The sequence below is a fragment of the Thalassobacterium sedimentorum genome (assembly GCF_031127905.1).
In the GTDB taxonomy this organism is placed as follows: domain Bacteria; phylum Verrucomicrobiota; class Verrucomicrobiia; order Opitutales; family Coraliomargaritaceae; genus Thalassobacterium; species Thalassobacterium sedimentorum.
Genome location: NZ_JARXIC010000005.1, coordinates 72096 through 97015 on the forward strand (window position 1 = coordinate 72096; position 24920 = coordinate 97015).

Here is a 24920-nt window from a genome sequence, read left to right on the forward strand (position 1 = left end):
AAGCGCAGCATACGTCTATGCTGCGCTGCACTTAGACAAGCCTCCACTTAGAGCTTGCTAATCTCAAATTTGTTGAGTTTCCATCCGCTGCTTTCGACAAGAACTCGCATTACTTGCCATCCAGCATCAAGGGTAACATCAACCGTCACATCATCCCAGTCCTGCAATCCTCCTGTACTTGAAAAACTAACAGGCCCGGTCTTATCAACATCATTAAATTCAATACGAAATTGGCCACCCACCGTTGAAGCAACACGCGATGAGATACGATAAGCACCTGGTGAAGTGACCCGAACCGTGTAGGTAATCCACTCACCGGAAGCGAACCAGCCGAGATTATAACCGCCTTCACTACAAACCTCAATGTCGACGTCACTCGGATCCAATCGATAGGCCCCGCCTGAATTCTTAGCAGTTGTATCATGATAGGCGACACTAGGGCCTCCTACATCAAAATCTTCCGCTTCGATGGTTCCAGCAATGAGATGATAATTCTCTCCTTCAAGCCAAGTAAAACGCTCCCAGCCACCGACACTGTTTCGATCACACCACATGGCACTCGCTCCGTTATTGGAGGACACATACTTCCCGTTACTACCTTGCAAGGAAATTCTATTATTATTCCCGTAGGTAGTCCAAGTAAATTGCTCCCAAGTTGAAGGCCAGTTTCGGTTGCACTGCATCGCGATTTGGCTGTTCTCCCCGGAGACAAACTTGCCGTTCGAAACACTCCGCAAAGTCACTTTACCATTCCCAGCATCTTCTACTAAAAACTGCTCATAACGATCATAGTAATAATCGTCAACACCGCACCACATAGGATCACCACTGGCTTCACAACTGACAAACTCACGATTATATCCACGCAATGTAATGATCTTGCCAACGGGAGGTCCAGAGATGCCCGGCCAACTGCCGAAATCAGGAACCCACCCAATAAACGCATCGTCAATCTGCGCCTTAAAACGAGTGTCGTCAGCCATCTGCCCAATCGTATAAAAGTTCAACCAAGAGGTCCAAGTGTTCTCCATTGCCTGAACATCATCGGACACATTACGAGCCGGATTTGGATAAGGCGTCAAATCTGTCTCAAATTCGGTGCACACCAAGGGATACCCAAGGTCTTTGACCGCGTAAATATAGTCTTCAAGGTCCTGCCCTTGTCCTGCATACGCGTGAAAAGCGATGGATGCTTTGGACCAGTCGATACCACTTCCTAGGCCAGCGACATCTGTAGGCACTCCAGTAGCACCTGCCACACCGCCACCACCTGCGGCATAACTAAAGAACATTACATGCGTGTCAGGCGCATGTGCTCGTATAACATCGTACGCTTGCCGATTCATGTTAACTGTCGACGTAGCATAGGGCGGATTATTACTATCATAGTGCTCTGGCTCATTCTTAATTTCGAACAGCACATGCGTCTCGTCTTTGTATCGATCAGCATAAAAGTCCCAGAAATTCAAGATGTAGGCGATATCATTACCACTGTCTCCAATTGTTAATACGAGATACAGGTCTTCTTCCTTTGTCCACTGCACATAGGTGTCAATATAGTGCGCACGACTACCAACTGGAATGCTCGGCTTCTCTCCGTAAAGATGTAAGGTATTCATGCCTCTTGTTTTGATATCAATCAGGACCTGCTTCGGGGGCATATTCACACCATAGAGACTATCCGTCGCAGTCATACAGCCACGCAGCATCTCACCGGTATCGGTGGCCACAGTTCCATTCTTGATTTGCACTCGACCACGGACTGCGTATGCCGAGGTTGTCGCCAAGCCGAACCCGACAAGTAGTAGGCTGGTGAATCGTTTCATGTTTTGTATCTCTTTCATGGTTCCTTTCTCTTTGTTATTAGGATCATTCGAAAGCACCACGGAGTATTCCGTCATGCTGATTCTAACCCGGTCAATGAAACACTACGGCTCCGCCACACGAAGCCGGTAAAAGATACGATCCGGACCTAGCTCCGACTTTACTTTGAGTCGCAGCTGTATATCGGATCCGTCTTCCGATCGAATGCTCTCAAATTCAAACTCTGGCCATTTCGCCAAACCTTCCAGATTCCATGACCACTCATTCGCCCCGATGGCAATGGATGCCATCGTGTCCCACTCCGAAAGATCCGATGAAACTTCGACGCGACAATCCAACAATGCTGGTATCGGATGTTTCCATACATATTGACATTCGCCATCCGTCCCCAAACTCAGTAGAGTGGAATCACTCAATTGAATGGGATGCGTCCCGATCATGTATTCAAATAGATTCACGACTCCATCTCCGTCCGGATCGTTCGCATCACTGCCGTCGCCCGTATTAGCACTGCGACCGAAGTAATCGTCACGCCAGGCCTGCAAGTCACTCAGAATCTTGAGTTCATCTATACGCACGTGATAGCCGGAACTCGCGACCGAACTTCCAACAATTTCGATGCGTAAGCGATAACTACCCCCTGCGGCCAAATCCTGAGGCCCAAAGTCCCAGATCTGCTCAAGCTCTGTGGTCTGATACAAGTCTTCCGTCCCGATCAGCGCATCGTTCAAATAGACATTGACCCGCGCCGACTCGGGTGTTCCCCACCCTCCGAGCTTCAGTCGATAATGACCACTATCACTGACTGAAAATGTATGCTCCATCGAATCACCGACCGCTCTACCGATGAAAACACGACGTCGCCCTTTAAGCGCACTGGGAAAATCCTCAATGTATTGGACACCTCCGCGAGTCGTCGATTCCAAGTCAGCGAGCACAAAACTCCCAGGATCCAAACTCGGGTAAGGCGTCAATTTCTCATCAAAACCGATATCCGTGACAAAGGCATTGACGCTGATATCCGATAAACTATTAACTGGATCACCTTGGTTCACACAGTTAATAAAACGAAGATTGTTGATCCGATGCGTGTCATCAAATCCGGCAAAGCGGATCAGACCGCCCTGCATCGTCACACTCTCAAAGACGACTCCGTCCATATGCCCCCGTTCATTCAGATAACTGGTTGAATTACTATAAATCGTGGTTCCGATATAGAAATCAATCGGCTTGGACGCTTTCTCGATCACGATATTCTCAAAGCGTAAGTTCTCCATCCATGCCCAATCGGAGTAGTCACTATAAATACCAGCACCAGCGTGTTGCAGGATATCCACATTTCGAATTGTGATATTGCGCCAGAGCTGTGCCTCCATTGAAGCCCCGATGCGAATCCCGTTCCCCGCACCCGTATTCCAGATGACGATGTTATCCGCCAGAGCATTCTCCGTAATCATCTCTCCATTCAGTGCGGCGTTCAGCGAGTGCCAGCCTAGTCCATCATCCTCCGCTCGAATAAAACTATCACGCACCACAAAATTTTTAACCGCATCAATATCGACGCCATCTGTATTCACCCCAATCCCGAAAATATTCGAGTGAGCAACCTCCACATCCCGGCAGTTCAAATACAGCGTTTGCCACCAAGTGTAAAAACTACGCACGCCGATGCCCTCCACAATGATGTTCTCACTATTTTCAAATAGAATTCCAGCATTCCCTTCAGAACGCACCGAATAACCAGCCGTTTCAAGAATACCACGCCCACAAACCCGGACGTCACTCACACCTTTAGCTTCAATTCGTCCTTTAACTAAAGCTCCGGGCGCAAAATAGATCGTTTGACCGCTTCGTGGCCGTATCACCCCCACGTCTTGTATGCCAGGCCAAAAGTAGCGCACGTCAGGATCCGATGGATCGGGCAAACCTCTTTCCAACGGAGTTACGATGATTGCCAGAGGTGTGCGCCCCGGAATCTGCAAAACCATGTTCCGAGCGCTCTCAATTTGAAAATGAAGCCGATTTCCCGAACGACTCACTTCAAGACCATACCGATCCGGCTTCAGTGTATAACTCGTAAAATCACTTGCACATTCGATATCAATTGCCACTACCCCATCCCCCATCGTGAACATCGCAACATCAAAACTGTAACGCTCGGCCTTAACAGCGACTGATCTCCCACCAGCCATGAGTGAATATCTAGCACTATCCGGACGCTCCAAGTGACCGGGCACTGGCACAACGATCTCACTAGGCGTGTAGTCGACCAGTAATACAGGCTGTAATTCATACGCTGCCGACCTTGAGCAAAAACGAAAAACCGAGCGTAATTGATTCTCTATACGGAGCTTGAGCAAAAGCGCATAGTCTCCTCCTATTGATTTTATAAAATCTTCCGTTAGATAGGGACTGCTGAATACAATCACGTCCTCTTCGTCAACTGTCGCCGGGTTCGCCTGAACACGATCTAATAAGGCACCGAAATCTCCTCCTCCATTCTGCCATAAATCTGAGTTGCTGCGGTGATACCAATCGACTTCCGACTCAATATAATCCACATCCAGCCTATGTAGATCCAGGTCTATTAAGTCATGAAGACTCCCCCCGCTGCTTAAATCTCTTGAGCTAATGGTTAGAATAAGCTGAACACGATTGATCTGAGTTCCCACTAATGCCGAATGCCGCGTATCAAAGCTTAGAAGACCTCTCAAATAGTCATTCGGTGTTAAGGTATCTCCTACAATGAAAATACCATTGGATTCATTACTGGTATTGGCAGCACTCTGTGAGGCCCGAATAAATGCATCGCGACTCGCACGAATCTCCAGAGTCGATCCGCCGACTGACAAAGCTGAAAGCAGAATACATACCGCGATGGGAAGGAATCGAGAAAACGCAAAGCAATTTCTCATTAATAATAACTCAGACATGATTTAGGGTAAAGCTGCCAAAGCGAATTAGCAGATTACTTTTTGCTCTGGAGGGTAAGCAGATTTAAACAATTTCAGTAAAACCTCCAAATATGAATTGCCCTGACAGTGTTACTGTCACACAACTATACCATGTCTGCCCCTCCTGAAAAAGAAGCTGTTTCTCTTCGCCACTTAGCTCAAGTGACTGGTGTTTCTCGAATGACGGTTTCTCGCGCTTTTAAAGAAGACGCATCAATTAAACCGGAACTTCGGAAGAAAATTCTCAAAGTCGCCAAAGAGCTTGGTTATGCTCCAGATACAATGGTGAGCGAACTGATGACTAGCTTCGCGAGCCGACGACCGATCAATTATCAGGAAACATTTGCAGCCATCTGGTGGCCGGAGCGTTGGAAACATATTGATTCCGGACACGGGTTCGAAGCCGACATCTACCATGGCTTAAATGAGGGCGCTCAATTGCATGGTCGGCGTATAGATCATTTTGTCCTGACCAAGGATATGCCGCCTCGAGTCATCTCCCGTATGCTTGAAGCCCGAAACATACACGGCGTCATTCTCACGCCACCGGCCTCTGCGGAAATCGAGGCTCCAAAATTAGATTGGAGAAAACTCAGCACGGTCACCATCGGAAGTTCTCTGCGCGAACCCAAGTTTCACCGAGCCCAGGCCAGTCACTATAACGCGATGATCCAAGCGCTGGAAATCCTTCAAGGCCGTGGTTATAAAAGTCCCTGCCTACTGGTTCGTAGCGATGTGGAACGTCGAATGCTCCGCGCTTACACAGCCGCCTTTCTCGCATGGGAATATCCCCACGAACACATTTGGCATGCCGTCACTCCTGGTTCGGAAGGCCTCTCGGCTTGGCTAAAGAAAATCGAGCCCGATGTCATCATCGCAGACTGGGATCCTTGGATCGACTATATACCAACAGATGATAAAGCCTGCGGCTTCGTCTCTCTAGCCGTGCGCGATGAAAATGGCCCCATCACTGGCATCTATCAAAATACGGCTCGAATCGCAAAAGGTGCTATTGACCTACTCGTGCGCGCTCGCTTAACCCACGAAGTTGGGGAACCACTTGAACCACTCTTAATGTTAACCGCTGGTGCATGGATTGAAGGAAGTAGCCTGCCCTCCTCATCTAATCCTAACCAAGAAAAGTGCTCCAACTAATCAAATCGATTACTTCAATATTCTGATTATTCTCAATAATTGGCACTTCGTAAACTGGATCATACAAATGACCGTCACCGCCTTCTACATAAGAACCAATAAACATATCCACTATGGTCGATTAATGCATAAGCTAAAAGTGCTGAATGCACAATCAGCCCCCCTCCTGTTAGCATTATAGTTCATTGCTTTTCTAGAACATTTCTCACAGTCAACCCATAGTAGGATTCGAAGAGGCGCCAGGCTGAGAGTTTAAGCTGATTCGATGGTATTGATTGAACTATGTCAGTATTGAAAACAGGCTGTTTGCTTCGAACTTGTTCGTATGCTGTCCCACAAGATTAGAGAGCAAATCTTGGTAAAAATGCGGTTTTCGGCTGGATACACATTCGCCACTTGTCACCTGCTGTCCCATAGAATCGCAGCGTATCACAGAGTTGAAATCGATCCCAGACGACGCTTCGAATCATGGTAAACAAGCGAGCAAAGCTATGCGGCCAGTCAGAGTTCCACGCTTAAAAACGCAGCAACACATACAAAAGCAAGGCTGACCCAAGCTGCCAACGGATGGCTTGTTTTGAGTGTCCGAGGAAATCGCAGATCTGAAGAGTCTGCTTGAAAAACACTTCGACAGCCCAGCGAGCTTGATATGGATCAAGCACGCTCGATGGTGCCCAGTCCATGTTGTTAGTGATGAAAACCATTTTGATCATTTTACCATCGACCTAGACTAGAGCCACAATCCGGCGCATTCGTTTTGGATAATTCCCTTTAGACTTCTTGGTTTTGAGAGTGATCTCATCATCGCTCAAAATATTGCCTATGACTTTACGCTTTTTACAGATATGATACTGCATGTGATCTTTCGACCACGTGACCCAGAAAATGCCGAGCTTGGTCAATGAGAATAGATGCTGGAAGTGCAATTTAGCTGCCACTTTACGCCTGCGGTGCTTGGCCCAGTCCATGCAATTAGCAACCAGCGCAATGGTCGAGAAATCGATACTGTAAACGGCTTTTTTAAATCGATGGGGAAGTCCGTTGTAGCGCATCGCAGACATCGTTCAGCCCGGTTGAACGAATCAGTTGCGCATAGAGAAGGCAGACCACATGGCTCCATGCCAAAAATGTCCGACTCTTTTTATCGACCCCATACTCCGAGGCTAAGTTACGAACCATCCCGACAGGGATGAGCTTGCAAAGCTGATTAAATACGACGTGACTGTGTTTGGTTTTGGTTTGTTCACGCTCGGTTTCCTTGGTCGGAAACCACCGAAAAGCCAACCACTTTTTAACTTTTAGCTTATCCCTATGGGATGGCAGTGAACATTTCTGTGAAGACTTGCTCGATTCAAGAGCTGACATTTACTATTATTTACTGTCTACTCAAAAGGCTCACTCACGACTCAATGCTATACATATGCAACTCTGCAGAGCTACAAATGAACCAGTTCAAAGCCTGCACAATAGAAAAAGCACACGCACGAATTTTGAGAATGAGTGCCACGCACCTAAGCCAATCCCAGAATCACCAGATTCGAGAACAGTGAAAAAGTTAATAATGAGACTTAAATAATTTAGGCGTTAAGTTCATCAACTATATACGTCCATTCGCCCCCCCCTAACTTCTACAAAAAATCAAGACAATGCTAAATCCAGGACGATTGGATTCTCAATGGTATGCTGAATCTTCAACTTAGCTCTGGCCTCAACGCTTCCACTTCCATCACGATTTGGGATGGCTGTACCCCTAAAACAGTCGAGAGATTAAAGACAGTGTGCAAGGTGGGTTGGCGCAAACCTCGTTCATACAAGGAAATCGCGGTGCTGTGCATACAGGCACGATGAGCTAACTCTTCCTGAGAAAAGCCCGCAGCTTTACGATGCGCTTTTAATACCTGCCCAAATGCTTGTCCGAATTCCACTAAGACAAATGTATCAATTTATACCTTGAAATAACCACAGACATTTGTCTTAGTTCGATTGTATTATCTATGAGTAAAAACTTAATCGAAGCCCTAGAAAACTACACAGGTAAAACGATCTGCTACACTGGTGGAAAAGGATCTGGAAAGACGACCTACGCGACATTAATGGCGCTTGTGACCAGTGAGAATCGCGAAGAACTAGCAATCGCGACACTCGACCTAGATCCGACAACCCCGTATAATCAAGACTCTCTGTTGCGTAACAGTATCGACCTAGACATCCCTCAAATTGAGTACGATTTAAGCAGTGCTGCACTAAGCGCCGAACTTGGAAAATATCAGTTAATCATAATTGATTTACCACTGAAAGATGATCTGCCGATCCAGCTACAGTCCAAAGCTGCTCAACGAAAAATGGCGCACAAGTCAGACCAAGAGAAAGACAAATACTGCAAAGAGTGGTATCAATCTTTCTTAAAATCGATGAGGTCCGCCTTGTTCATTCTGCCTGGCAACGAGATAGGACGTGCCACATACGACGCGATGAAATTGATCTCTAAGTATGATTTATCAACACCCACAACTGGTCTCAAATACTTCGACGCTCCGACACCCGACGGCTTAATCTATTTCCCGAAAATCGGTGAGGTTTTTGAAGAAATGAATATCGAATTATCCCAAGGAGCCGAACCGCTGACGCAGTCCGATGAGTTTGAAGGCATTATACACATGGTGTATGACGAAGACTCCAACCTCCTGTTTGACGATGATTATCGACTGCACTACGAGTCCATTTTATGCGCTGAGATCGAGCATAGCATGATATTTTAAATTATAATAAACGATAAGAATGCCAGCACTTCCCGTTCGAGAATTCAATATCCAGTTTAATGCAACTTCAAAGGTGCTACAAAAATTTGTAGCAAAGAAAGCAAACAACAATACGCAATGGTGGCATACCGGCCCAATAATGTGCCCGCAAGAAGACTGGCTTTTCATTTTTAAAAGTCTAAATTACCACTGTGTTTATTGCCTTAAAGCTCTCGATTCATCAACTGAGGAATTAATTACTGCGAAGCTTGACCACATCATTCCGCCCATGCATTTCACTCAAGATGACAGCCCTGACCATGAGCAAAATTTAGTCCCCTGCTGTTGTCTCTGTGCAGCAATAAAGCAGGGAATCACCATCGATATCCGCAGCGACCGTCTTCATCTGTGGAGCACACGAAAAGCTTATCTCGCTAGGTTACGCGAGATAATCAAAGAGATCAAAGATCAAGTCAAAGTCGATACGATGCAGTATGTGGATGCTTCGATACATTACCCGTGGGATGACTCTCCTGAGTATGCAGATTTCGTCGATTGACTGACACCACTTGATCAAAATCCCATGCAGAAAAGAATCTACATAGACATGGACGGAGTCCTGTGCGACTTCAAAGCAGCCTACTACAAGGCAAAGAAGACACACCCAAATATCGAATTTCCGCAGAGCATCCCTGGGCTATTCGAAGACTTAGATCCATGGCCAGATGCGATCAAATCGGTGTACTATTTACGGAGTGTTGCTGACGTCTATGTGCTCTCAGCACCGTCCGTGAAAAACCCTCGAAGTTACATGGAAAAGCGAATCTGGATCGAGCAGCACTTCGACTACGAATTCGCCAAACGGCTGATTCTTGCAACCAACAAATCACTGATGATAGGCGATTACTTAATTGATGATTATGACAGCGGGAACGGCCAAGAGAGTTTTACTGGCGAGCATATTCATTTTGCTTCGAAGCGTTTCCCAGACTGGCAATCAGTCTTAGATTATTTGTCGAAGAAAATCGCCTAAGCTAAATGTTCTTTCGCGTAAAACCTGATAGCCCAAACCATAATTAACCCGAAACTTCGACTAACATGGAGAGCGGTTCCTTGAATCAAGAATAGACCTAAAGCTGTGATTAAAAACGAGATCTTGCGCAAAAGTCGAATCATCGAAATTTAGAAACTTTAACGATCACATTTAGAGAGAAGCGCAGGACCAACCCATCAAAAACGACCAATTTCACGATCAAATAATGCTCCTACCTCGAAACCATTTTTAATCAAAAATGCAAAAACGAAATTCAGGGAGACACCCAATGGAAACTTCAAAAATGTAAGAAATCGTCACTCTACATATTCTAAAATCAACGCTTCTTAGAATTCAAAAATGGCCAAAATGAAGAAAATGGACGCTGACCGTAGCCTCCAATGGTTAAGTGCGCCCTTCCCTCGAACTTTAAAAGCCACAGATACTGCCCTGGAACACACCCCACCCACTCGAAAACGCACCAAATCCATAACACCGATCGCTTATCGCATCACGCCCCCACGCCTCAACATGGCCTGTCGATCCGCGAGTTTAGCATACCCTGTTGTCGGCTCTGTCGCCCGACCTTGAGCCTCTAAGTATTCAAGCACGGCAATATAATCGTCCTGAGTTAATCGCCCGGTAATCATTCCCAATTTGGCAGCAATTCGATATGTCTGCGCTTCACCGACTTCTAATTGTCTCTTCATGCCGAAGAGATACCGAATGGCAAAGCGCTAAGGAAACCCGCCAAATGGCAAGCTCCTCAAGCGGCTAAACTTGTCATTTTCGCTTCTGCCCATGGGATTGCTGCGATCAAACTAGATTTCAGACTTGCCCCGTTTACCAGCATCTAACGAAATACTGGGCATGTTGCCAGCCTCGCAGAATTCCACCCCCGCAATCGAAACATTCATCGCACGATGGGAAAAGGCCGAAGCTGCCGAACGTGCGAACTACCAAATGTTTCTTGCCGAACTGGCTGACCTGCTCGACGTCCCACATCCCGATCCCGCCGGAGCTGACAACGAGTTTAACCAATACGTCTTCGACTGTGCCATCACTCGTCAGAAACCCGACGGCACAGCCACCACCGTGTGGGCCGATTTGTATAAACGCGGCTGCCTTAAGTTAGTTATGGTCGAACGCAAAATATTAAGATCAGAATCACAAAAAATCACCATACCTAAAAAAAGCCCACGCCCCTTCGGCGAAATCATTCCTCACACCATAGAAGATGGGCAATCACGTGTCGAATGCAGGTTCGAGAACGAAACGATCTGACTCTCGCAGGCCTTGATGGCGGAGTTGTTTGGGCGCTCAAATAAAACGATTAATGAGCATCTAAAGAACCTATTCACGGAGAAAGAACTCATCGCTGAGACAACTATCTGGAAATTCCGGATAGTTCAAATTGAGGGCTAACGAGAAGTTGTTCGCGAAATCGAGCACTATAATAGATCAGTCATCTTACACTTCAACGAGCGCAACGTCCTACACGGCTCTGGAACGGTCAGCAAAGAGAAGCCGACATCAAAGCATCTTCTTAGAACGTATGTCATGCCCTCACACCAACTCGGCGAGAAAGAAACTGCCTTTCGTCATACTCCTGAAACGTATGTCGATTGAAATGACAAATGGATGGACAAGGCTCCGCTACACGATGGGACAGCTCTTCAATACCCTTGAAAACGCTTGTTTACGCATTAAAAACTAACAAAACCAGTGCCCAACAAAATGAACTCGAAAACTTGCGGCCACATATACTTCCTCACAAACCCGTCACTTTCAGGCTTGATCAAAATCGGTTACACCGAAAGAGAGCTCAACCGCCGCATTCATGAACTACGCGGCACTGGTGTCCCAACACCCTTTGTTTTAATCGCTGCTTTTTACGTGCATTTACCAAAGTCTGTGGAAGGTGCAATCCATAGACACCTGCGGTCATATCGAATTAAACGTGATCGTGAGTTCTTCAAAATAGCCGCTAGCAAAGCGTTGGATATGTGCGCAGGAATCATCTACCCGGCTCTTGCTTGCGACGAGGCGGAAGAATCGTTAAAAAGCATACAGAGCACACAATTGTCACAACCGCATTGCACGCTTCTAGAGTTGGCTTTTGGTGCTACACCTTTTTACGATCTACTTGAAATCTATTCCAGCGACTATGATACGCATCATCAAATAGTCCAAAGCTACGTGGACGACCTTGTAGAGTTGTGCCTTTTAAAGAAAACAAAGTATGGCTATGAATTGACTCCAGCAGGGAGAAAAACCTGCTTCAATCATCCCGGAGTCGATCTGGGTGCATACTTGGAAGCCCCATCCTCTCCCTCATGCAAAGATCCGCGACTGGATTACCTCGAGTCGCGTGATTGACGAGCAGGCAACAGTCTGCTTGATAAGTGAGACTAACAACAAACATCCAACCATCGGAAACCAGCACTTTCATGATCCAACAGCTCAATATACAGAATTTAAGGGGCATCGAATCGGTCACTTTCAAAGACCTCGGGCGCGTCAACCTGATCATAGGAGGCAACAACGCCGGAAAAACCTCCATTCTAGAGGCTCTGACTTTGCTGACCGGCGATCAACAACAACTTCAGCACTTGCCTGCCCTCTTCCGCGAAGTGGATCAGAATGATGAATGGAATGCTTTTTGGCCTTTTCTGGCACGCAATGGAAAGACAAAGGAACTCCAAGTCGCGGCCAACCAGGACCATGTGGTGCGTGTGGTTGGTAACTCAGACAATAATAATAACAACGACCTAAGCATTCGGCGCGCGGGTAACGGAACAAAAAACACTCTAATTCAAGAAAGTTCCATTGTTTCATTTACTCACAAACAAACCAATCGAGCCGAAACCCCTTGGCGCTTACGCATACTTTCGACCACGCAGCCTACACCAAAGACCACTTCCGAACTATTCAATACGGCAATTCCCTCCGATCCTGACAACGAGCTGAAATTGGAAGAACTTCTGAAAGCCTCCATTGAGCCACGATTACGCCGCATGCGCTACCTGAAGCCCCCCGGCTTTAAGCACCACATCGTCATGGTGGATCTAGGAAATGGCACGATGATCCCCTTCACTCAAATGGGGCAGGCTTTTGCCCGAGCGCTACATATTTACTGCGAGATTTTCGCGCACCACCCCGACATCCTAATCATCGATGAGATCGAGAACGGCCTTTACCACGAAGGCCTGGACGATTTCTGGAGAGGTCTCCTGCAAATTCTGGAGGATCGCCAAGTCCAGCTTTTTGCCACCACACATAGTCGAGAATGCATGGAATCCGCTCAGCGCGCAAATGTGAATATGCCCGCCCCCACCAGCTTACGCTACCTACGCCTCGACAGAGACGTCGAACAGCCCGAAAAGATCATCGGCACTACTTTCGACAGTGAAACCATGGCTACAGCCATTCAGTTTGGGGATGAAATGCGATGAGACGACCGATCGAAAAATACGGCCTAATCCTTGGTGAAGGACGCGACGATTGCGTTGTTTTCAAAAAAATTGCTCAAGCCGCTGGACTGTCTGGATTGGAATTCGAGGAACTAGGCGGCAAGGACAAGTTCGTACAGCGACTCACGCAGCTCAGCTTGAGCCCAGAGTTTACGCGCGGACAAATTAACAGGATTCTAATCACACGGGATGCCGATGGTTCGTGGGAAGCTGCTCTACATTCGCTCAGTGATGCAGTCGCCCGTGTTTTCGGACATGCAATAACGAAAACTCGCGAATGGGTCTCCGTGAACGAACACTGTGAAATCGCCCTTTGGATTGTTCCCGGCGATGATCAATCTGGCATGCTCGAAACGCTCTGTTTACAAGCAGCCAAAGAAGCCACACCATCAGATTTCGAATGCTTGGATCAATTTGCTGCCTGTCTTAAACAGCAAACAGATGCGCCACTACACGAAAAGGAAAAATTCGCTATCTGGAGCTTAGTGGCTCAAGAGAAACAACTCCCTAGGCAGCGACTCTCACTCCCCCGAGCTGTTGTCAATATCCCGCTGAATTGGCAGGATCCATTGTTCAGCGACCTGACGGAATTGATGTCAGAAGCCTCCATGCGGCACAGCTAATCGTTATTGGATTTTGAGCTTCCCGGTGCCCATCTCTGGTTATGCAGCGCTAAGCCAGTCGCCCATGCAATTCGCTCAGCACCTAGACTCTTACCACATCCCGGAGGGCCGCAGAGAAGAATACGTTGTCGCGCACGATACCCAAACTTTACCAAGCGACTGCGAGCCGCACATTCCTTCTCGATTCGTAAGAAGCGCTGTTCAATTATTTCAGGCAAAACTATCTGGTGTCGGAGTTGATCATGTTTAAGCACTTGCACCAGTGGTGCAGAATCTCTGCCGACTCGATTGATTAAATCAACCCCCTGCAAATAAAGAACTAAAGATCATCAAAAGGATCTGGCTCTAGCTGAGGTGGGAGTAGATCGGGGGAGGAAGGCTCATCCTCTAGCTTGTTGCACTGCTCGTCGTCCCAAAGAATACTCCTCCGAAGGCTTTCCAAAGTCTCCTCTAGAGGAGGCAGTTTATTCAGAATATCATTAGTGCTTAGTTGCTCTTCAACCCTCGATTCGGCGACAGGAATCGAATCATCTAGGTTAAATGAGGTAAAAAGGCGGCGAGCCCCTTCGTCTGTGATGTAACGATTACCATCACTACCTAGATACCAACCAGGAACAATTTCCTCAAATAACTCATCAGGCCCGAAAAGGTCGGAGACACGTCGCCACTCCTCCCTCTCTGCGAATCCACCCACCTCTTCGACTTCAGCAGCGAAGTGCTCATCCTCAGCCTCATCGATTCCGACAGCCTCTGCGCTTTTCAGTGTTTTCGATTTAGGCTGTTCCTCAGCCACGACTGACTCTTCCACTTTACTTGGCTCCGGCGGAATCTCAGCAATTCCCTCAAACAACTCATCAGGTCCGAAAAGGTCAGAGATACGTCGCCACTCCTCCCACACAGCTAATCCACCCGCCTCTTCGACTTCAGCAGCGAAGAGCTCATCCTCAAGCTCTTCGTGATAAAGCTCGTCCAATTGCTTCTCAGTTTCCAGCATCTCAGTCGAGTGTTTAATGCGCTCCTCTTCCATACGCTCTCTCTCACACTGATCAAAACTAGGATCATCACATTCGAGAGAAATCCCGTTACGTTTCAACGCGGTACGAGCGGGCCCCATGTGTTTACTAGGCTCTTTCTTAATACCACGAGCTCTATTGCTGAGGTGACTAATCTCAGGGAGTTCTGCAAATCGTGCAAACTCATTGTAAATATCCGCCCACTCTTTCCTAACATCTAACAGCGTCTTACTGTATTCAGCCCCATTCCATCGCCGATCTTTAAGCCGAGCGAATTTACCGGTTACCGGATCAACTGGCCGTGCGGTAAAAAGAAGGTGCGCGTGATAATTACGCGGATCCCCCTTTCTGCTGGGAGCGTGAATCGCAGACTCCACAGCAACACCATATTTCTGGCTCAAAAACCTCGAGTAACTTTCGACCAAAACGACGCGCAAGCCATCTCCACAAGCATGCGGCAAAGCAAAACGGACCTCACGCCCGACAACAGCATCTCTCCGCCTTTCAGCGGCCTCAGCGGCATTCCACAACTTGGCCCGCAATTCGTCCTGAATCTCCCCCTGGGTAATAGGATAGCCAACAACACCACTATAAATAACGCCCGACTTATGGCCGTAGTCATGTGTGACGCCGTAATGATCGTCACAAATGATACTGGCAGTCCGATAAGCAGCCGCAGCACAGACAGAGCGACCTTTCCCGCGACTGATGGCAGATACTGATAGGTGATAAATCATAGATTACTATAATAGCACGTACCATATCGACCTATTCTGAGTAAATGAGCCGAATCCTACCTATCTCGGGGGTGCCTGTCGGAACTGCTATACTAAGACACGCGATTAGAACTCACTGCAAAACGCAGGGGCATATCGCCGATGTAAAAATATGAAAAGAGATCAAAGAAAAAAGAAGTTAATTGCAGCTCGCGATTCAAAGCACAAGCAAGTCGAACAGCTTAATGCTCAAATTCGACAAATCGAGAACCTCGAAAAGCAGGAACTCAAAAAGAGCACGGATAGACTGCGCTATATAATTGGCGCCGTTATACTCACTAAATATCGTAGTGATGTGACAGACAAAGCCTACAAGCATATGACAAAGAAAGAGAAAAAATGGGCAGAGGAAACCTTCCCAGATCTGTTCCCTGCGAGTCCCCCTCCCAATGATTTAAAGTTAACAGCAGACGAACCGTCGAACTGATTAAAGCCAAACGCCCCACATAGTTTAGTATGTGGGGCGTTTTTTGCTCAAAATAATCGATGCATCATCCGTCATTATTAGAAATTACGGGATACTGACAGTAGTAAATAGGAGATTCAGGAATGTATCCGTTAACAACCAAAACAACTAGCGATCTAGCGTGAAACGGTCCTAAATCTCCCCCCCCGACCTGACTCTCAACTAGCTCTCCGAGCTGATATTGTGAGATTAAGCACACCAACCAATCCAGCAAAAAATAGGACATAAAGACCTACACTGCAAAGACTTAAAACCAGAAAAACAACCTCCCTTGCAGTTCACGCCTTCCAATTCTAAATAAAGTAAGCGACAAATATAATACAAAATAGCCCTCTCATCAGTATACTTGTAAAAGATATCTTTTCATCAAAATCACGCGAAAAAATGAGATAATCACTTTTTTCGCTAGGGGCATAAAAAAAATCGCTACTATATGGCCATGGTGAAACATATATTAGAAAATTCTGACGACTTCAATGATGCAAAATATGTCGACGCGGAGGGCTTACTCGTTGCCCTCTTTGCCGAAGAATCTAGACCATCCCTTCGCTGGGTCCGGAAAATGCAAAAGCAGCGGGTTATTCCTTTTTTAAAAGCCGGTGGATTGGTCAGATTCGACATCGCAGAAGTGAGAGCATCCCTCAGACGAAATAATATGATCGAGCCAACTGACGATATATAAATGCCGTTAATGGTATCAATGGATTCAATTATAAATGCTGAGCATTGATAGTAATTGAATTCTGTAAATTGGAGTAAAAACTACACTCCGTCATGCTGATCCGTTTTAAGCTCGGGATGTCAAACAGGACCAGATCGGCTAATATGAGGTGAAAACAGTCATGGAGCGTTTAACGACTCGGCCTGCATTCGATGAATACTGTTTAGCCACATCTTGAATTCATCTAATCCCCTCTCAGGCTGCAAAGGCTTAGACTTAAATCAGGTGTAGAGCTTTTAGAACACTACGGCACTGAACTGCTCACATCCACGATCTGCAAATACGTCGAGACCAACGTCGTCGCATCGCAGATAAATACTCTAAGCTGCAGGATTTCCGGAACGACCTGCCACCTAGCAGTGTGGATCAGATCTGATGGATCATCGTTCCCTTCGCTTAATTTGAAGATAAAAAATCAACTCAAACACAACCGATCCAATCTAGTAATCGCCGAGTTGGCTTCACATCTAAAGCACACATTTTCCCAATGAAGGTGCTACAACTCACTGTGCACGCAGCTACTTGAGTAATCGAACCGAACTACTCGACCAAATAGGCACCCAAGAACAAAAACTACCCATTAGTTCTGGACTCATCAAAGGCGGGCTAAATACGTGATACAATACAGAATGGATTATTTATAGGGTTGGTGGCGTAAACAAAGCGCAGTGATCTGCTAGATCAGCTGATGATAAACCAAAATCAGCAAACTCCTAGATATTCCTTCGTAGCGAACTTGAAGTGCAGTCGATAAGTTTCGATATAGCGATCTACACCCTTCAAAATATTTGCCAAACATTTGCCAAAAAACGTTCAAAAATGTGCGTCTATTATCATAAAAACGAATTCCGAGCATCCCATAAAATGCTCTAAATTAAGCACAAATGAACAAACATGAAAACAAGTGAACAGAGAGCACGGGTTCGACTCCCGCCACCTCCACCATTTGACCACCCTTGACAGGGTGCGACAGAAGTGAACTAGACACCTCACAATCAACAACTTCCAACACACCATTGGAAGTTTTTTTTCTGTGAATAGGTTGGCATTTACCCAGAATCAAAGAGAGCAAGTCTCCATGCGGCAGCACAAAAAAACGGACTCCGAATATACGAAGCCCGTTTGCAAATGATTAAGTGAATCTAGTCGAACTAGTAACTGTCGCGACCACCACGGCCACCACGATCACGGTCGAAACCGCCGCGACCACCACGGTCACCGCCACGGCCGCCACCGCGGTTAAAACCGCCACGACCACCGCCACCATTGCCGCCGCCGTAACCACCGCCGCCACCTTGTGGGCGTTCTTCACGGGGACGTGCTTCGTTGATGGTGAGGGCACGACCAAGGAATTCCTCGCCGTTCAAGCCTTCGATTGCTGCATTCATTTCTTCAGGAGTTCCCATCGAGACGAAAGCGAAACCGCGGGGGCGGCCTGACTCACGGTCTTTGACGATGAAAACGTCGCTTACGGTCCCGTGTGCTTCGAAGAGCTCACGAAGATCACTATCAGTCGTGTCGTAGGACAGATTGCCTACATACATCTTTGTATTCATTTATTTACCTTTATCTTTGGGCTATCCCACTTGCTTCTTTGCTTTGAGTTTCGCTGGAATGCGAATTCGACCTGACTGAATACATTTTTACTTTATCCAACTGATGCTACCCATGCTCTGAATGTTAACATGTGTTATAGTAAGCCCATCCTTATTAACAGTTCTGACGAAATAGCAAGGCACATTATTCATCCAAATGTGAGATTTAAGTAACAGAATCATCGACCTGCTATCGCATCGTTAAAAAACCGCTAGAACCTAAGGAAATGCCCCTATTCATGATGGTATTTCGAACCATTTTGAATCGAAACAGCACGGTAGAGTTGCTCGCAAACTAGCATTCGAGCAATTTCGTGAGTAAAAGTCAGCGGTGAAAGCGCGAAAAGTTGATGTGCATGCTGCTTAACTTCATCACTGAGACCATAGGCACCACCGATAATAAAGACAGCAGGTCGGCCCTGCAGTGCATACAGTTCATCTGCCAATTGCTGTGAACTACGTGTCTCTCCCTCTTCTGCCATCGCGTAGATACGGGCATCACTGCGTTTAATCAAAGCTTCTCGTATGCGCAGTCCTTCACTAGCAACGTCGCCGTCTTTAAGTTCGATCAACTCGAAATTCCCCTGCCGTTGCAAGCGCTTACAAAAATCGCCACACAACGCCGCCAACGAGCGATTCTTCATTTTGCCGATGGCGATTACAGTGTAGCGAAACATTATGCGAAATTAGGAATTAGAAATTAGGAGGTAGGAGCAGATGGGATCAGAGCTAAAGGAATATCAAGTGAAAAGAGTTATTCTTAATTCCGAATTTTCAGCTCCACCAAGACTGGTCGGTGATCACTCACATAACTGCGCAACACTTCGCTGGATCGGACTTGGTAGCTGGGAGGCACAAAGACGAAATCTAGCCCATGTACCGGTAACAGCGACGGAAACGTACGACTTTTCCGCCCGCTGGGGCATAGGGTATATTCGCATTGATCTTGTAAATAGCTGAACAAATGACGCACCGCATCACCTAGCTTGCCGGAGCCACTATTAAAATCACCACAGACAATGGGCGATAGGTGCGGCGTTCCAGCCTCAGTATACTTTTTGTCATCCAAAAACTGAATCAAGCGCTCAACCTGCTCAATACGTCGCACTCGCGAGCGAAAGTCGAGGTGCAGATTCACCACCGGTAAGATGCCCTGCGCGGTCTTCAACTCAGCACACATGAAGCCCTTTTCACCAAGCGAGGCGTGCCCAAATGCGATATGTTCAGCATGCACGATGGGAAAATGGGAGAGCAGACCATTTCCGTAAGCAAGCGGCAATTTACCTGAACGTCGATTATGCACCCCGAGATACGCATGCGTATAATCGGTTTGCGCTTTGATTGAGTCGAGCAAATGGATGCCGCGATTCCAATGCGAATCTTCATCGACTTCTTGTAAAGCGACTATATCGGCCCCAACTTGATTGAGCAAATGTGACACCCGCTTGAGACTGCGCTCAATCCCACGGGCCGAATGAAATCCTTGGTAAGTGGACAAACCACGCCCATGCGCGATGTTCAAAGTCAACACCCGCAGGATATCTGAATCAGACATTCGCTTACTCAGCGAGCTCACCTTCTTTAAGCACCATTAGCATCTTGTAACGATTTAGCATAGAGCGATACAGACTTGAACAATGTATCGGCAAAAGATGCGATAGTAACGAGAATCAGCTGTAACTCGATATCCGAAAAAGCGAGCGACTCACCTTCTTTGAACACTTTACGCTGGTCGATCAGCTTACCCTGAGGCTTCTCGGAATCGGCCCCCCGCTGTAGAATTTTAATCGTTTTAAGCTCAAGCACCAGCTCACCATTTTCATCCAGTTGTGCCTCCTTGACCACGCCGCCCTGCTGCATGAATGCCTGCATGATAAATCCAAGCGAAATGATCGAATCCTCCAACTCGCACATAATGCCGTAGTCCTGCTCCAAACGGTTAAACTTTTCGTCCAACTGAGCAGGAACGAAGGCCTGCTGTGCTTTCTGAGCTTCTTGCTGCGCTTCTGGGCTCACATTTGAATTGGCCTTGGTCGCCTTGACCAGAGCCAGAAAGAAATGAGCATTATTCATCCCCGTTACTGCGAGGTTTAGACAATCACCAATCACCTGACGCACCAATAAGTCGCGCGCATAGGCCTGCATTTGCTCAAAATTCTGGTGCCGGGCCGCTGCAGGCATAATTTTAGTCGCATTTACACAGGTATTATACGCCTCCTCCTGCACGCTCTCCCTAGCGGCCAGGTTGAATGCTAGCATATCGAAATGACGCTGCAATCCAGCCATAAACTGCTGGGCTATTTGTTGTAAATTGACCTGCTGAGGCTGGCCTTGGTTCGGTTGTGGATTTTCTGACATATAACTGGTAGGCAATCAATATTAATAAGAGGCACAATACCTGAATCTAAATTTTACAATTTTCATAATCAAACACCAATGCAAGTGCTCGAGCCGAACTCTCAACCTAACTAAACCCTACAGATCAGCCGATACTGTTCGTCACAAATCTCTGCAAGAGATCACAAAACCCACGAAATAGATGGCTGTAAATTATCGTCGCACTCATAGTATAACCTACATTGAATCAATACTATGTGGACTTGGATAAATGAGCAGATAGTCGATCCGCTAATACAGCTACTGGGCGGCAGCCTAGTCTTTATACTCACAAATTTTACTGCGATCCTAGGCTTTGTCCTCGCGCTGCTAATCATCCGCCGTGTGTTCGAGGAAAAACGCAATCCCAGTAATTTCTTTGCATGGTTTTTTATCGTCATCTTCATGCCCATCATCGGCGTCCCACTCTACTTCATGTTCGGCGGTCGCAAGAGTCGCAAATTGGTCAAAAATAAGCTGGAAGTCACCCACCGTGCGCTCGATATCGTTCAGCAAAGATCCGGCATCAATCGCGCGATTCAGCGTACGCATAGCCAAGGTAATCATTTCGAACTGCTGCCCAATGGCGAAGCAGCCTTCCAACGTATGTGTCACGAAATCGAGACCGCTGAACATACGATACATATCGCCACCTACATACTTGGCAACGATATCACTGGCCAAGCAATCGTCGATCGGCTCACAGAGCGTGCTCAAGCAGGCATTCAAGTGCGTCTGCTGCTCGACTCACTAGGCAGTTGGAATTGTACCCGGGCGGCCCGTTACAAGATCCGTCAGGCAGGCGGCAAAGTCGCCATGTTTATGCCAGTGCTCCCGATCCAAACGCAAACCTCTTCCAACCTGCGCAACCACCGAAAAATCGCCATTTTCGACAACTATCGCGCTATTACCGGTGGACAAAACCTCGACACCCGCTTCATGGGAGCTCATGCCAACTCCGAACGTTTCATCGATTTCAGTGTTGTCACGCAAGGCCCAGCCGTCGCCACCTTCACCCATACTTTTATAGCTGATTGGGCCTTCTCCAACAAAGAATCCCCCGCCCGGTACCAGGCTCTGCTACAGTATGTCCCTGAAGAAGCTGGCAACAGTACCACTGAAATCATTACCAGCGGCCCCGATGCCCCCAACGATCCACTCTGGGAACAAATCGTACGCATCATTCAAGAGTTTAAGCAGCATCTCACCATCATTACTCCCTATTTCATTCCCGACGAGGTCATTTTTCGCTCCCTCATAGTCAAAGCACACACAGGACGCCATATTCGCCTGATACTCCCACTCAAATCAAACCAAGGCCTCACCGACATCGCCCGCTATCATTATTTAAGACAACTCGACAAAGCTGGCGTGGACATTCAATTTTACACTCCTCGAATGATGCACGGCAAACTCATACTGGCTGATGGCAAAATCGCGATGACTGGATCCGCCAATATGGACATGCGCTCACTCTTCGTTAATTTCGAAATTGGACAACTCCATTACACAGTTCGCGATATCACCTTACTCACCCAGTGGGCGGAAACACTCATGCAAGACTGCATTAGCTACCGAGAAGCCATCCGCAGGCGTGATCTTATGCCCAACCGCATGATCGAAGACCTGGTGCATCTGATTGCTCCCATGCTCTAAACCTCCCCTCTCCATGTTACAGAACTTCCTCTCTCAGCACAGCGAAACCATCCTCTTACTGGCGAGTATCAGCTTATTCGCATTTGTGCTGTCAATCATACTGCTCCCCTTTTCCATCATCCGCTTACCGGAGGACTTTTTCGTGCGAGAACCACCGCCTCGCACTGCACTCTCGCCACTTAAACTCTTGTTTTATATTATTAAGAACTTTATCGGCGTCCTACTCTTGCTCGCGGGTATGGTAATGATCTTCATGCCAGGACAAGGCATTCTCACCATGCTATTCGGCATCACATTAATGGACTTTCCGGGCAAACGACAACTTGAAATCAGAATTGTGCGGGCCCCACGCGTGGCCCGCAGCCTGAACTGGCTCCGTAAAAAAGCCGACAAGCCAGCGTTTATCCTACCTGAGAATCACTAAATCAGATATTATTCTCCCGTTCGATTCGACTCATCGCCATTTTTAGCATAGGCTGCAAACTATGAGTGATCACGTATATAAGAAAATTGAGCTCGTTGGTTCTTCAAAAGAATCGATCGAAGCAGCCGCCCAAAATGCAGTCGTCACAGCAGGCAAAACCGTGCGCAACATGCGCTGGTTGGAAGTCGACGAAATCCGTGGTCACATCGTAGATGGCCAGATTGAACACTGGCAAGTCGGCGTCAAAATCGGCTTCACGCTAGAATCGGATCATTCCCCCAGCAGTTAAATAGGAAGGATTCCAGAGCTCGAAAAGGTAAAGCAGTAAGAAATCCAACCTCAATTACGCGCGGATAAATAGAAACCGCGCGATACGCATGACGTGACGCCTTTCCTCTTGCGACAGTCGTATAGGCAAACTATCGCCTAGTAGTAAATGCGTATTCAATTCCCGCACCTCTACTTCACACTACTCACTGCCATTGCTTGCGCAAGCTTACTCGGCTGCGTCAAACACCAAAGCAATGTCGACAAGGGCAACGCTGACCAAGAGCTATACATTGGAATTGGCACAGAACCAGAAGGCCTGGACCCACACATCGTAACCGGTGTCACTGAACACTACGTGCTGCTCTCTCTCTTCGAAGGGCTCACGACCGTGCATCCGGAAACGCTGGCAATCGAGCCTGGTGTCGCGGAGTCATGGGACATCTCCGCCGACGGCCTACGTTACACCTTTCACCTGAATCCTGCTGCTCGCTGGTCCAACGGCGATGCTTTAACTGCGGAGGATTTTCTCTTCGCATACGAACGTATTCTCACCCCAGCGATGGGCGCCCCTTACGCCTACATGCTCTACTGTATACGCGGTGCCGAAGCCTTCAATAAAGGTGAGATCAGGGATTTTTCACAGGTCGGCCTGAGCTCTCCAGACCCGAACACCCTGATCCTTGAACTCGAAGCGCCCACGCCCTATCTATTAAGTTTGCCCACTCACTACACTTGGTTTCCACTTCACAAAAACAGCGTACTCGCGCACGGCGGCATGACCGACCGTATATCCAAATGGACCAAACCGGCGAATCTCATCAGCAACGGCCCCTTCCAACTCGACACCTGGCGACTCAATCACTCCATCCACGTCACAAAGAACCCCCACTACACCGCCCGCAACAGCGTGCGTCTCAATGGCATCCACTTTCTCCCCATTGCAGTCGATGCTGAAGAACGAGCCTTCCGTGCCCACCAACTGCACATCACCAGCACAGTGCCGATTCCTCGCATCGATTGGTACCGTGAAAACCAGCCTGAACGTATGCGCTTTGACACCTATCTTGGCGTCTATTACTATGCACTCAACACCCAGCATGGCCCTCTCAAGGACCCCCGAGTGCGTAAAGCGCTCGCCTATTCCATCGATCGCGAAGCCCTAACTCAACACGTACTCAAAGGCGGCCAAAAGCCCGCCTACAACTTCACCCCACCCAACACAGGTGGCTATACTGCCAAAGTCCAACTCCCCTACGATCCTCAACTAGCCCGCGATTTGCTAGCCGAAGCCGGCTACCCGGGCGGCGAAGGATTCCCCACCTTTGAACTACTATTCAATACCAGCGAGTCGCACCGCACAGTAGCCGTCGCGATTCAACAAATGTGGCAACAAGAGCTGGGCATCGATATCGACCTTTATAATCAAGAATGGAAAGTCTATCTCGCCACCCGTAAGGCCCGCAACTTCGACATTGTGCGCGCAGCTTGGATCGGCGACTACGTCGACCCCAACACCTTCCTAAGCCTAAACACCAGTGATAACGGCAACAACCACACGAACTGGGGCAACGCCCAGTATGATCAACTCATTCGGCAAGCCTCTTTCGAACAAAACTCCAGTGCACGCTTGGCCCTGTTTCAGGAAGCTGAGAAAATTCTAATAGACGAAATGCCTGTAATACCGATCTATTTCTACGTGCGCAGCATGCTGATCGACGAATCCGTACAAGGATGGTCTCCCAACATTCTCGACTATCACCCATACCAGGATGTATGGCTCAACAAAGCCCCTAGTGATCAGAAAAAATAAATAACAACTAAAA

General features: G+C 47.5%; 23 protein-coding genes and 1 pseudogene. 14 read left to right on the plus strand and 10 right to left on the minus strand.

Annotated elements, in window-relative coordinates; all coding sequences use genetic code 11:
* Nucleotides 1-47 precede the first annotated feature (47 nt).
* Entirely contained in the window at nucleotides 48-1901 is a 1854-nt protein-coding gene (locus QEH59_RS04380; RefSeq protein ID WP_308984133.1) for a carbohydrate-binding protein, read from the minus strand.
* Between the two features lie 27 nt (nucleotides 1902-1928).
* Entirely contained in the window at nucleotides 1929-4739 is a 2811-nt protein-coding gene (locus QEH59_RS04385) for a glycoside hydrolase family protein (RefSeq protein WP_308984134.1), read from the minus strand.
* Nucleotides 4740-4889: 150 nt separating this feature from the next.
* Between QEH59_RS04385 and QEH59_RS04390 the strand changes: the two genes are divergently transcribed.
* Entirely contained in the window at nucleotides 4890-5933 is a 1044-nt protein-coding gene (locus tag QEH59_RS04390) for a LacI family DNA-binding transcriptional regulator (protein WP_308984135.1), read from the plus strand.
* A 341-nt stretch (nucleotides 5934-6274) separates the two neighbouring features.
* Here the strand turns inward: QEH59_RS04390 and QEH59_RS04395 are convergent.
* Nucleotides 6275-7124 (minus strand): annotated as a pseudogene (locus QEH59_RS04395) (DUF4372 domain-containing protein).
* 500 nt (nucleotides 7125-7624) lie between these two features.
* Nucleotides 7625-7858 (minus strand): helix-turn-helix domain-containing protein, encoded by a 234-nt coding sequence (locus QEH59_RS18865; protein ID WP_345785324.1) that lies wholly within the window; start codon nucleotides 7856-7858, stop codon nucleotides 7625-7627.
* 69 nt (nucleotides 7859-7927) lie between these two features.
* Here QEH59_RS18865 and QEH59_RS04400 point away from each other — a divergent pair, with 69 nt between their 5' ends.
* From QEH59_RS04400 to QEH59_RS04410, 3 genes are read left to right on the plus strand one after another with little or no spacing between them, the layout of a single operon-like run.
* The gene (locus QEH59_RS04400) at nucleotides 7928-8692 is read left to right on the plus strand and encodes a hypothetical protein (RefSeq protein ID WP_308984136.1); all 765 of its coding nucleotides are present in this window, start codon (nucleotides 7928-7930) and stop codon (nucleotides 8690-8692) included.
* Between the two features lie 19 nt (nucleotides 8693-8711).
* On the plus strand, nucleotides 8712-9230 hold the full coding sequence (locus QEH59_RS04405; protein ID WP_308984137.1) for an HNH endonuclease: 519 nt from the start codon (nucleotides 8712-8714) through the stop codon (nucleotides 9228-9230).
* Between the two features lie 24 nt (nucleotides 9231-9254).
* Nucleotides 9255-9704 carry a 5' nucleotidase, NT5C type gene (locus tag QEH59_RS04410; RefSeq protein WP_308984138.1) on the plus strand — a complete coding sequence of 150 codons (450 nt, stop codon included), beginning with the start codon at nucleotides 9255-9257 and terminating at the stop codon, nucleotides 9702-9704.
* A 503-nt stretch (nucleotides 9705-10207) separates the two neighbouring features.
* Here the strand turns inward: QEH59_RS04410 and QEH59_RS04415 are convergent.
* On the minus strand, nucleotides 10208-10414 hold the full coding sequence (locus tag QEH59_RS04415) for a hypothetical protein (RefSeq protein WP_308984139.1): 207 nt from the start codon (nucleotides 10412-10414) through the stop codon (nucleotides 10208-10210).
* A 160-nt stretch (nucleotides 10415-10574) separates the two neighbouring features.
* Between QEH59_RS04415 and QEH59_RS04420 the strand changes: the two genes are divergently transcribed.
* From QEH59_RS04420 to QEH59_RS04435, 4 genes are all read left to right on the plus strand, one after another.
* Nucleotides 10575-10988, plus strand: a complete 414-nt coding sequence (locus tag QEH59_RS04420) for a type IIL restriction-modification enzyme MmeI (RefSeq protein WP_308984140.1) — start codon at nucleotides 10575-10577, stop codon at nucleotides 10986-10988.
* Nucleotides 10989-11441: 453 nt separating this feature from the next.
* On the plus strand, nucleotides 11442-12083 hold the full coding sequence (locus tag QEH59_RS04425; RefSeq protein WP_308984141.1) for a GIY-YIG nuclease family protein: 642 nt from the start codon (nucleotides 11442-11444) through the stop codon (nucleotides 12081-12083).
* A 71-nt stretch (nucleotides 12084-12154) separates the two neighbouring features.
* Nucleotides 12155-13159 (plus strand): AAA family ATPase, encoded by a 1005-nt coding sequence (locus tag QEH59_RS04430; RefSeq protein ID WP_308984142.1) that lies wholly within the window; start codon nucleotides 12155-12157, stop codon nucleotides 13157-13159.
* Nucleotides 13156-13800, plus strand: a complete 645-nt coding sequence (locus QEH59_RS04435; RefSeq protein WP_308984143.1) for a DUF3226 domain-containing protein — start codon at nucleotides 13156-13158, stop codon at nucleotides 13798-13800. Before QEH59_RS04430 ends, QEH59_RS04435 begins: the two co-directional genes overlap by 4 nt.
* A 319-nt stretch (nucleotides 13801-14119) precedes the next feature.
* Here the strand turns inward: QEH59_RS04435 and QEH59_RS04440 are convergent, their stop codons facing one another.
* Complete coding sequence (locus tag QEH59_RS04440; protein WP_308984144.1) at nucleotides 14120-15550, minus strand: MobA/MobL family protein; 1431 nt, start codon at nucleotides 15548-15550, stop codon at nucleotides 14120-14122.
* 151 nt (nucleotides 15551-15701) lie between these two features.
* On the opposite strand from QEH59_RS04440, the gene QEH59_RS04445 reads away from it, so the two are divergent.
* Both QEH59_RS04445 and QEH59_RS04450 read left to right on the plus strand, forming a co-directional pair.
* On the plus strand, nucleotides 15702-16016 hold the full coding sequence (locus QEH59_RS04445) for a hypothetical protein (protein ID WP_308984145.1): 315 nt from the start codon (nucleotides 15702-15704) through the stop codon (nucleotides 16014-16016).
* Nucleotides 16017-16488: 472 nt separating this feature from the next.
* On the plus strand, nucleotides 16489-16737 hold the full coding sequence (locus QEH59_RS04450; protein ID WP_308984146.1) for a hypothetical protein: 249 nt from the start codon (nucleotides 16489-16491) through the stop codon (nucleotides 16735-16737).
* Between the two features lie 1190 nt (nucleotides 16738-17927).
* Here QEH59_RS04450 and QEH59_RS04455 read toward each other — a convergent pair.
* The 4 genes from QEH59_RS04455 to QEH59_RS04470 form a co-directional block, all read right to left on the minus strand.
* Complete coding sequence (locus QEH59_RS04455) at nucleotides 17928-18332, minus strand: RNA recognition motif domain-containing protein (RefSeq protein ID WP_308984147.1); 405 nt, start codon at nucleotides 18330-18332, stop codon at nucleotides 17928-17930.
* A gap of 272 nt (nucleotides 18333-18604) precedes the next feature.
* A complete protein-coding gene (locus QEH59_RS04460; protein WP_308984148.1) occupies nucleotides 18605-19048 on the minus strand; it encodes a 23S rRNA (pseudouridine(1915)-N(3))-methyltransferase RlmH in 444 nt (147 codons plus the stop codon).
* An 83-nt stretch (nucleotides 19049-19131) separates the two neighbouring features.
* Nucleotides 19132-19926 carry an endonuclease/exonuclease/phosphatase family protein gene (locus QEH59_RS04465; RefSeq protein ID WP_308984149.1) on the minus strand — a complete coding sequence of 265 codons (795 nt, stop codon included), beginning with the start codon at nucleotides 19924-19926 and terminating at the stop codon, nucleotides 19132-19134.
* Nucleotides 19927-19952: 26 nt separating this feature from the next.
* Nucleotides 19953-20729 carry a hypothetical protein gene (locus QEH59_RS04470; RefSeq protein WP_308984150.1) on the minus strand — a complete coding sequence of 259 codons (777 nt, stop codon included), beginning with the start codon at nucleotides 20727-20729 and terminating at the stop codon, nucleotides 19953-19955.
* Nucleotides 20730-20963: 234 nt separating this feature from the next.
* Between QEH59_RS04470 and QEH59_RS04475 the strand changes: the two genes are divergently transcribed.
* The 4 genes from QEH59_RS04475 (at nucleotide 20964) to QEH59_RS04490 (ending at nucleotide 24907) form a co-directional block, all read left to right on the plus strand.
* Entirely contained in the window at nucleotides 20964-22403 is a 1440-nt protein-coding gene (locus QEH59_RS04475) for a phospholipase D-like domain-containing protein (RefSeq protein WP_308984151.1), read from the plus strand.
* A gap of 13 nt (nucleotides 22404-22416) precedes the next feature.
* On the plus strand, nucleotides 22417-22827 hold the full coding sequence (locus QEH59_RS04480; protein ID WP_308984152.1) for a PGPGW domain-containing protein: 411 nt from the start codon (nucleotides 22417-22419) through the stop codon (nucleotides 22825-22827).
* A 61-nt stretch (nucleotides 22828-22888) separates the two neighbouring features.
* Complete coding sequence (locus tag QEH59_RS04485; protein ID WP_308984153.1) at nucleotides 22889-23116, plus strand: dodecin; 228 nt, start codon at nucleotides 22889-22891, stop codon at nucleotides 23114-23116.
* A 147-nt stretch (nucleotides 23117-23263) separates the two neighbouring features.
* Nucleotides 23264-24907 (plus strand): peptide ABC transporter substrate-binding protein, encoded by a 1644-nt coding sequence (locus QEH59_RS04490; protein WP_308984154.1) that lies wholly within the window; start codon nucleotides 23264-23266, stop codon nucleotides 24905-24907.
* Nucleotides 24908-24920: the final 13 nt, after the last annotated feature.